The sequence below is a fragment of the Undibacterium sp. GrIS 1.8 genome (assembly GCF_040544445.1).
Classification (GTDB): domain Bacteria; phylum Pseudomonadota; class Gammaproteobacteria; order Burkholderiales; family Burkholderiaceae_D; genus Undibacterium.
Genome location: NZ_JBEONQ010000099.1, coordinates 1 through 5,712 on the forward strand (window position 1 = coordinate 1; position 5,712 = coordinate 5,712).

Genomic DNA, 5,712 nt, shown 5'->3' on the forward strand with positions numbered 1-5,712 from the left:
TGGTGGTTGTGACTGTTGTCGAACAACTTACTGACGTAAGGTTCAGGCAAACACTTCACAAATACTTGTAACAGATAACCTGCTAAGGTTATAGGGACAAGCCTTACGGGCAATTAGTACTGGTTAGCTTAATGCATTACTGCACTTCCACACCCAGCCTATCAACGTCCTGGTCTCGAACGACCCTTTAAAGAGATCTAGTCTCTGGGAAGTCTCATCTTAAGGCGAGTTTCCCGCTTAGATGCTTTCAGCGGTTATCTCTTCCGAACATAGCTACTCGGCAATGCCACTGGCGTGACAACCGATACACCAGAGGTTCGTCCACTCCGGTCCTCTCGTACTAGGAGCAGCCCCCTTCAAACTTCCAACGCCCACGGCAGATAGGGACCAAACTGTCTCACGACGTTTTAAACCCAGCTCACGTACCACTTTAAATGGCGAACAGCCATACCCTTGGGACCGGCTACAGCCCCAGGATGTGATGAGCCGACATCGAGGTGCCAAACTCCCCCGTCGATATGAACTCTTGGGAGGAATCAGCCTGTTATCCCCAGAGTACCTTTTATCCGTTGAGCGATGGCCCTTCCATACAGAACCACCGGATCACTATGTCCTACTTTCGTACCTGCTCGACTTGTCAGTCTCGCAGTTAAGCACGCTTATGCCATTGCACTATCGTCACGATGTCCGACCGTAACTAGCGTACCTTCGAACTCCTCCGTTACACTTTGGGAGGAGACCGCCCCAGTCAAACTGCCTACCATGCACTGTCCCCGACCCGGATAACGGGCCAAGGTTAGAACCTCAAACAAACCAGGGTGGTATTTCAAGGTTGGCTCCACGAGAACTGGCGTCCCCGCTTCAAAGCCTCCCACCTATCCTACACAGATTGGTTCAAAGTCCAATGCAAAGCTACAGTAAAGGTTCATGGGGTCTTTCCGTCTAGCCGCGGGTAGATTGCATCATCACAAACATTTCAACTTCGCTGAGTCTCGGGAGGAGACAGTGTGGCCATCGTTACGCCATTCGTGCAGGTCGGAACTTACCCGACAAGGAATTTCGCTACCTTAGGACCGTTATAGTTACGGCCGCCGTTTACTGGGACTTCAATCAAGAGCTTGCACCCCATCATTTAATCTTCCAGCACCGGGCAGGCGTCACACCCTATACGTCCACTTTCGTGTTTGCAGAGTGCTGTGTTTTTATTAAACAGTCGCAGCCACCAGTTTATTGCAACCCTTTCATCCTTCCCCCGCAGGGGGGTCAAACTACAAGGGCGTACCTTATCCCGAAGTTACGGTACCAATTTGCCGAGTTCCTTCTCCCGAGTTCTCTCAAGCGCCTTAGAATACTCATCTCGCCCACCTGTGTCGGTTTGCGGTACGGTCTCGTATGACTGAAGCTTAGAGGCTTTTCTTGGAACCACTTCCGATCGCTTCATGAATTAATTCACTCGTCTCAACCCCTTGAATTACGCACCCGGATTTGCCTAAGTGCCTTCTACAAGTCAAGAACAGGCTCTTCCAACCGCCTGACGACCTTCTGTGATCCGTCCCCCCATCGCATCATACGACGGTGCAGGAATATTAACCTGCTTCCCATCAGCTACGCATCTCTGCCTCGCCTTAGGGGCCGACTCACCCTGCTCCGATGAACGTTGAACAGGAAACCTTGGGCTTACGGCGTGGAGGCTTTTCACCCCCATTATCGCTACTCATGTCAGCATTCGCACTTCTGATACCTCCAGCATCCTTTACAAGACACCTTCGCAGGCTTACAGAACGCTCTCCTACCATATATCCTAAGATATATCCGCAGCTTCGGTGTATCGCTTAGCCCCGTTACATCTTCCGCGCAGGACGACTCGATCAGTGAGCTATTACGCTTTCTTTAAAGGGTGGCTGCTTCTAAGCCAACCTCCTGACTGTTTTAGCCTTCCCACTTCGTTTTCCACTTAGCGATACTTTGGGACCTTAGCTGGCGGTCTGGGTTGTTTCCCTCTTGACGCCGGACGTTAGCACCCGACGTCTGTCTCCCAAGCTCGCACTCATCGGTATTCGGAGTTTGCAATGGGTTGGTAAGTCGCGATGACCCCCTAGCCATAACAGTGCTCTACCCCCGATGGTGATACTTGAGGCACTACCTAAATAGTTTTCGGAGAGAACCAGCTATTTCCAAGTTTGTTTAGCCTTTCACCCCTACCCACAGCTCATCCCCTAATTTTTCAACATTAGTGGGTTCGGTCCTCCAGTGCGTGTTACCGCACCTTCAACCTGGCCATGAGTAGATCACTTGGTTTCGGGTCTACACCCAGCGACTAATTTCGCCCTATTCGGACTCGATTTCTCTACGGCTTCCCTATGCGGTTAACCTTGCCACTGAATGTAAGTCGCTGACCCATTATACAAAAGGTACGCAGTCACGGAACAAGTCCGCTCCTACTGTTTGTATGCACACGGTTTCAGGATCTATTTCACTCCCCTTCCGGGGTTCTTTTCGCCTTTCCCTCACGGTACTGGTTCACTATCGGTCGATATCGAGTATTTAGCCTTGGAGGATGGTCCCCCCATGTTCAGACAGGATTTCTCGTGTCCCGCCCTACTTGTTGCAAGCCTAGTACCACAGATATGATTTCGTATAAGGGGCTATCACCCTCTATGGCCGGACTTTCCATTCCGTTCTACTATCAAGTCTGCTATCACTTGCGGCTGTTCCCATTTCGCTCGCCACTACTTTGGGAATCTCGGTTGATTTCTTTTCCTGTAGCTACTTAGATGTTTCAGTTCGCCACGTTCGCTTTGCAACACTATGTATTCATGTTGCAATGACCTTACGGCCGGGTTTCCCCATTCGGAAATCTGCGGATCAAAGCGTGTTTGCTCGCTCCCCGCAGCTTATCGCAAGCTACTACGTCCTTCATCGCCTGATATCGCCAAGGCATCCACCATGTGCACTTAGTCACTTGTCCCTATAACGTTAGCTTCTAGTGTCTGTGTTCATTACTGAACTCAGGTTCATCACTAAAAACCGGTTATAGTTCTTATTACTATGAGTATTTCTTTAGCGTTTGCCGTATCTCAAGGAATTTGATTTTTTCTAAAACTCTGCTTTGCAGCAGTGCTTTTCAAACTCTTTGTAATACTATGTTTGTTCGATACAATCACAACCCTTCCATAATTTCCATTAACAACTGTCGTTGCTAACTTCTCTTTACAGAAATAATTTTGATTATTTCTACTTTACTTCTTCTCAATTGTTAAAGAACGGTAATACTGTCTTGCTTAATCTCTGTTGAAAGATCAAACCTAAATCGCTTGCCTCTATCGCTGTTGAGCGCGCTGCTTGACTTAGGTTTGTACTTTGCTTCAATGTTTCAATCTTGGTGGAGGTTAACGGGATCGAACCGTTCACCCCCTGCTTGCAAAGCAGGTGCTCTACCAGATGAGCTAAACCCCCGAAACTTGGATGTCTTACTGCACTCACTTGCCTGCAACCTGCTCCACCAGTTTGGTGGGTCTGGTTGGGCTCGAACCAACGACCCCCGCGTTATCAACACGGTGCTCTAACCAACTGAGCTACAGACCCAGGTGCTTGCTCGATTCTCACGTGAGTGAGTTTTACAGCTTGTCACCAATCTCCCGGTGACTTACCTTGTTCTTTACAGTAACAGTCAATAAGTGTGGACACTTAACTTTCAGCACAACTCTAGAAAGGAGGTGATCCAGCCGCACCTTCCGATACGGCTACCTTGTTACGACTTCACCCCAGTCACGAACCCTGCCGTGGTAATCGCCCTCCTTGCGGTTAAGCTAACTACTTCTGGCAGAACCCGCTCCCATGGTGTGACGGGCGGTGTGTACAAGACCCGGGAACGTATTCACCGCGACATGCTGATCCGCGATTACTAGCGATTCCAACTTCATGTAGTCGAGTTGCAGACTACAATCCGGACTACGATACACTTTCTGGGATTAGCTCCCCCTCGCGGGTTGGCGGCCCTCTGTATGTACCATTGTATGACGTGTGAAGCCCTACCCATAAGGGCCATGAGGACTTGACGTCATCCCCACCTTCCTCCGGTTTGTCACCGGCAGTCTCATTAGAGTGCCCTTTCGTAGCAACTAATGACAAGGGTTGCGCTCGTTGCGGGACTTAACCCAACATCTCACGACACGAGCTGACGACAGCCATGCAGCACCTGTGTAAAGGTTCTCTTTCGAGCACTCCCAAATCTCTTCGGGATTCCTTCCATGTCAAGGGTAGGTAAGGTTTTTCGCGTTGCATCGAATTAATCCACATCATCCACCGCTTGTGCGGGTCCCCGTCAATTCCTTTGAGTTTTAATCTTGCGACCGTACTCCCCAGGCGGTCTACTTCACGCGTTAGCTGCGTTACCAAGACAATTAAGTCCCGACAACTAGTAGACATCGTTTAGGGCGTGGACTACCAGGGTATCTAATCCTGTTTGCTCCCCACGCTTTCGTGCATGAGCGTCAGTGTTATCCCAGGGGGCTGCCTTCGCCATCGGTATTCCTCCACATATCTACGCATTTCACTGCTACACGTGGAATTCTACCCCCCTCTGACACACTCTAGCCATACAGTCTCAAATGCAGTTCCCAGGTTGAGCCCGGGGATTTCACATCTGACTTATATAACCGCCTGCGCACGCTTTACGCCCAGTAATTCCGATTAACGCTTGCACCCTACGTATTACCGCGGCTGCTGGCACGTAGTTAGCCGGTGCTTATTCTTCAGGTACCGTCATTAGTAGTCCGTATTAGGAACCACCGTTTCTTCCCTGACAAAAGAGCTTTACAACCCGAAGGCCTTCTTCACTCACGCGGCATTGCTGGATCAGGCTTGCGCCCATTGTCCAAAATTCCCCACTGCTGCCTCCCGTAGGAGTCTGGACCGTGTCTCAGTTCCAGTGTGGCTGGTCGTCCTCTCAGACCAGCTACTGATCGTCGCCTTGGTAGGCTTTTACCCTACCAACTAGCTAATCAGATATCGGCCACTCCATGAGCATGAGGTCTTGCGATCCCCCACTTTCAACCTTAGTTCGTATGCGGTATTAGCGTAACTTTCGCTACGTTATCCCCCACTCTAGGGTATGTTCCGATATATTACTCACCCGTTCGCCACTCGTCGCCAGGTTGCCCCGCGTTACCGTTCGACTTGCATGTGTAAGGCATGCCGCCAGCGTTCAATCTGAGCCAGGATCAAACTCTTCAGTTTAATCTCTGTTTTTGTTCATTGCTGAACTCTGTTCTTTCGAACAGTGTCGCTCACTCAAATAACTGACAGGCTATCTCTTGCGAGATATCCTATTTATTACTTTTGCGAACATTTGATATTTTTTAAGTATCATGATCTAATAAATTAAATCACGGTGCCTTCTATCAAGTGCCCACATTTATTGACTGTTAATTGTTAAAGATCTGCATTCTGTTCCGCTTCAAAAAGACTAGGACTCTTGCGAATCAACTACTCTTTTTTCTCCACTTTCTGACAAAGCGTTTTGTTTGTCAGCAGCAAAGAAGCGAGATTATGAACCACTTACCGCTTTCCGTCAATACCTATTTTGAAGCTTCCTTTTAAATCCCATCCGGCTTCTTCTACCTGATCTTATTCAATTCTCTGCCTTCAAACTCCGTACTCACTTCTTGTGTTTCACTATCTTTCTTACCTCTACTTCCCCGCCTCTCGACG

At 49.1% G+C, this 5,712-nt stretch carries 2 tRNA genes and 2 rRNA genes; all 4 read right to left on the reverse strand.

What is annotated here, in order from left to right:
- Positions 1-92: 92 nt before the first annotated feature.
- Positions 93-2,968 (reverse strand): 23S ribosomal RNA (locus AAKU64_RS22055).
- 412 nt (positions 2,969-3,380) lie between these two features.
- Positions 3,381-3,456: transfer RNA gene (locus AAKU64_RS22060), tRNA-Ala, on the reverse strand.
- Positions 3,457-3,508: 52 nt separating this feature from the next.
- Positions 3,509-3,585: transfer RNA gene (locus AAKU64_RS22065), tRNA-Ile, on the reverse strand.
- A 124-nt stretch (positions 3,586-3,709) separates the two neighbouring features.
- Positions 3,710-5,238 (reverse strand): 16S ribosomal RNA (locus tag AAKU64_RS22070).
- The 16S and 23S rRNA genes sit together here with 2 tRNA genes alongside, the layout of an rRNA operon.
- Positions 5,239-5,712 lie beyond the last annotated feature (474 nt).